Origin of the sequence: Sulfuricurvum sp. (assembly GCF_019163035.1) — a bacterium.
Lineage (GTDB): Bacteria > Campylobacterota > Campylobacteria > Campylobacterales > Sulfurimonadaceae > Sulfuricurvum.
The window spans coordinates 1-3,677 of record NZ_JAFLKV010000078.1 but is presented as its reverse complement, the minus strand read 5'-3'; the positions used below and the strand labels follow the sequence as shown (position 1 = coordinate 3,677).

Genomic DNA, 3,677 nt, shown 5'->3' with positions numbered 1-3,677 from the left:
TGCGAAGCTTAGTGCGGCTTTGTTTGTTTTGGTCTACTATCAATATTTTTTTCATCTGATTCACTTATATTAATGATTTAGAAAGTATATCTTTTCAATGTCGCAATTTTGTTGCAAATTACAATATTTCACACTCCATTATAAGATTTGCACTAATTATCTTCAATATAAATTTTATTGTTCGTTTGCAACATACTTGCAACACAAAAGGGTTAAAGTGATCATCAACTATAAGGAGATATTAAAAATGAATGAAATAGAAATGGACGAATCTTCCCTTATTATTTCTGAAACCGATTCACACGGAGTTATTACGTTCGCGAATGATGACTTCATCCGATACAGTGGATACAGTTGGGATGAACTTTTAGGAAAACCTCATAATATTTTACGTCATAGTGATATGCCAAAAGCGGCATTCAAAGATCTTTGGGACACTATTAAAACCGGAGAAACATGGAACGGATTTGTAAAAAATCGTGCTAAAAGTGGAGATTATTATTGGGTATACGCGACCGTTTCTCCTATCACTTTTGAAAATGGTGAAACACGTTATCTGTCTCTCCGACGGAAACCAACACGTGATGAGATACGAAAATACGATGCACTCTATAAAACAATGAACTAAGGAAAAGAATGTTTGACATAAGCAAATCCGATTATTTAATTTTAAAACAGGCTATACAAGAGTGTCGAAATTTTGTCCTAGAAAAGGTGAATGAAACCACTATTTCGTCTGATGCGCGGAGTGAACGTGTTAACGATTTGCTAAATGATTTAAATCAATTCGCCAGAGACTACAAAAACATCCGAGATGCGAACTATATCCAAGCGGGTATGCTTGCTATGTCCGTTTTTCGAGCGAAAACCGGAGAACTGAGTAATGTAAGTATGGCGTTGTGTACCCAAAACGGCAGCAGTGTACTCAAAGAAACGACCAATTTTTACAACGGACTCATGACTCGTCTCAAAGAACTCTTTGTTGAAATCGAAAGCGGATTTAGCCGTATCAGTCACAATGATCTTCGTACCCCTTTTAGATCTGATGGATGGAATCATGATATTCGTACCCTCAACGAACATATCAATGAACTTCAGGAAATTATTGCTGAACAGTATCGCCATCAACTAACTAGCGCTCTTTCTCTTCAGCATAATACCGATCAGCTTTCTCATTATTCTGATGAGATGAGTTCCAGTGCGAATGAGCAAGCTGCCAGCCTCGAAGAGACCGCTGCTGCGATCGAAGAGCTCACCTCCAATGTCGCCTCAAATGCCTCAAAAGCTAATAATATGTTGCGAGTAGCGCAGGAAGCGAAAGGTGCTTCTGAGCATGGAAACAAAATCGCTCAGGAAAGTTTTATCGTTATGAGTGAGATTGAGTCGGCTACGGAAGCCATAAATCAGGCTGTAGAGACTATCAATAACATCGCTTTCCAAACGAATATCCTAAGCCTCAATGCTGCGGTTGAAGCTGCGACTGCCGGAGAGGCGGGGAGAGGATTTGCGGTGGTTGCCCAAGAGGTTCGCAATCTTGCCAATCGAAGTGCGGATGCAGCAAAACAGATTCAGAGTGTTGCCCATGCCGCACGTGAAAAATCACGAAGAGGGGTACATGCAGCTCAAAACATGATTGACAGCTTTGTAACCATTTCTGAAAAAATTGCACTTACTGATCAGCTCGTACGAGATGTTTCAGGAGCTTCTCAGGAACAGATGTCCGGAATTAACCAGATTAATGATGCCGTTCATCTACTCGATAATATTACTCAGCAAAATGCAAAAACTGCGAATAACGTCGCATCTTTATCCGGTTTAGTACAAGAACTTTCTGACGATATGTACAGCGAAATATCTTCAAAAGAATTTGTGGGTAAAGAACAAATTCTTGCTTCTAAAAACTGATGTGTGAGAGCTGAACCAATTCAGCTTTCCTCTCGATTCGCACTAAATGCGACAAACATGCAACACTGCTTATCTATAATTCAATTCATATTCTTACATAGGACACACAATGTCAAATATTTTTACCTCGAATGGAGCAGAGCGGATTCTTAGTGACAAAGCTTTTCTCGTATCCGAAACCGATGAAAAAGGGATTATCATTTTTGCCAATGATGATTTTTGTAATATTGCCGATTACCGAGTTGAAGACTTGATCGGACAGCCTCATAGTATCGTCCGACACTCTGATATGCCTCGGGCTGCTTTTAAAGACCTATGGGATACGATTAAAGCCGGAAAAACATGGACCGGTTTTGTTAAAAATAAAACACGCGGCGGAAACCAGTACTATTGGGTGTATGCGACCGTTTATCCGGTTATGCGAGAGGGACGTCGCCACTATATCTCTTGTCGTCGAAAACCGACGGCGGACGAAATCGAAAGTTCTATCGCGTTGTACAAAACACTCTAAGGAAATTTTATGTTCGGAATTAAATCCACTGACTACCATCTTCTCGAAGCGATGATCAATGATTCATTTGATATTGCGGAGGGAAAAAGAAACCGTTATCGCTACGCTAAATCAACTTATAATGATGCAAAACTTGAAAAAATTTCGACGTTGATCGAGCATCGCCTTACTGTAATGATCGAAGCAAAGCAAAAAGATATGCTCGCTATGGGTGAGCTTATTTTGGCTCTGGATCAAATGAAATCGGGGATATTTAAGCCCTCAAATATTGAAGCATACGGAAGTGAAGTAAGTGTTATCGCCTCTTCTTTCAGTGATTTTACCCTTTTGCTTTCTCAACGTTTTGATGAAATAGTCAAAGTATTAAGTGCCTATAGCGCAAATGACTTTACCGGACGAGTCGATAAGGGTAATCTCAAAGGTGATCTTTCATTTCTCATCGACGGAGTTAACAAGCTCTCTACCGAAATCACCCATATGCTTGCAACATCGCTCCAAAACGGATTGAACCTCCAAAGTGAAGCTTCTAGTCTCCGTCTTGCTATGGATCACCTCTCGAATGCGAGTAATGAACAAGCGGCAAATCTCGAAGAGACAGCGGCGGCAATGGAAGAGATGACAAGCAATGTTCAGCAAAACGCTCAAAAAGCGAACGATATGGCACGCATGGCATCCCAAACCGATGAAAGTGCGAAGCAGGGTGCGCAACTGGCAAATCGTACCTCCTCAGCAATGACCGAGATTCAGCAAGCAACGAACTCGATCAACAATGCGGTTGCTATTATCGAGAACATCGCTTTCCAAACGAATATTCTTTCTCTCAATGCGGCGGTAGAAGCGGCAACTGCAGGTGAAGCAGGAAAAGGGTTTGCGGTTGTTGCCCAAGAGGTACGTAATTTGGCAAATCGTTCTGCTGATGCGGCAAAAGAGATTAAAGCACTTGCTGAACAAGCGGCAAATAAATCAAACGAAGGTATGTCTATCGCTAACGAGCTTACCCGTGGGTTTGAAGTGATCGCAGGTAAGATCGAACAAACGACGATGTTGGTACAAGACGTGAGCAATGCTTCTCGTGAGCAAATGCAGGGTATCGGACAAATCAATACCGCCGTAACCCAACTTGATCAGATGACCCAAGAGAATGCTAAAATCGCCGCGAATGTATCTCAAACGTCAGCGGTTATCCAAGATCTCTCCGATGAGATTTATCGAGAAGTGGAAACAAAACAGTTTATCGGAAAGAATGAAATTCTTCGTCGAT

The 3,677-nt window shown here is 41.3% G+C and carries 4 protein-coding genes; all 4 read left to right on the top strand.

Annotation, left to right across the window (positions count from 1 at the left end; translation table 11 throughout):
- Nucleotides 1-247: 247 nt before the first annotated feature.
- Nucleotides 248-628, top strand: coding sequence for a PAS domain-containing protein (locus JZU62_RS06105; protein WP_295012924.1), 381 nt, complete (start codon nucleotides 248-250; stop codon nucleotides 626-628).
- An 8-nt stretch (nucleotides 629-636) separates the two neighbouring features.
- On the top strand, nucleotides 637-1,905 hold the full coding sequence (locus JZU62_RS06100) for a methyl-accepting chemotaxis protein (protein ID WP_295012922.1): 1,269 nt from the start codon (nucleotides 637-639) through the stop codon (nucleotides 1,903-1,905).
- A gap of 109 nt (nucleotides 1,906-2,014) precedes the next feature.
- Nucleotides 2,015-2,416, top strand: coding sequence for a PAS domain-containing protein (locus JZU62_RS06095; protein WP_295012920.1), 402 nt, complete (start codon nucleotides 2,015-2,017; stop codon nucleotides 2,414-2,416).
- A 9-nt stretch (nucleotides 2,417-2,425) separates the two neighbouring features.
- Nucleotides 2,426-3,677: methyl-accepting chemotaxis protein (locus JZU62_RS06090; protein ID WP_295012918.1), on the top strand; the 1,252-nt coding region annotated here is incomplete at its 3' end.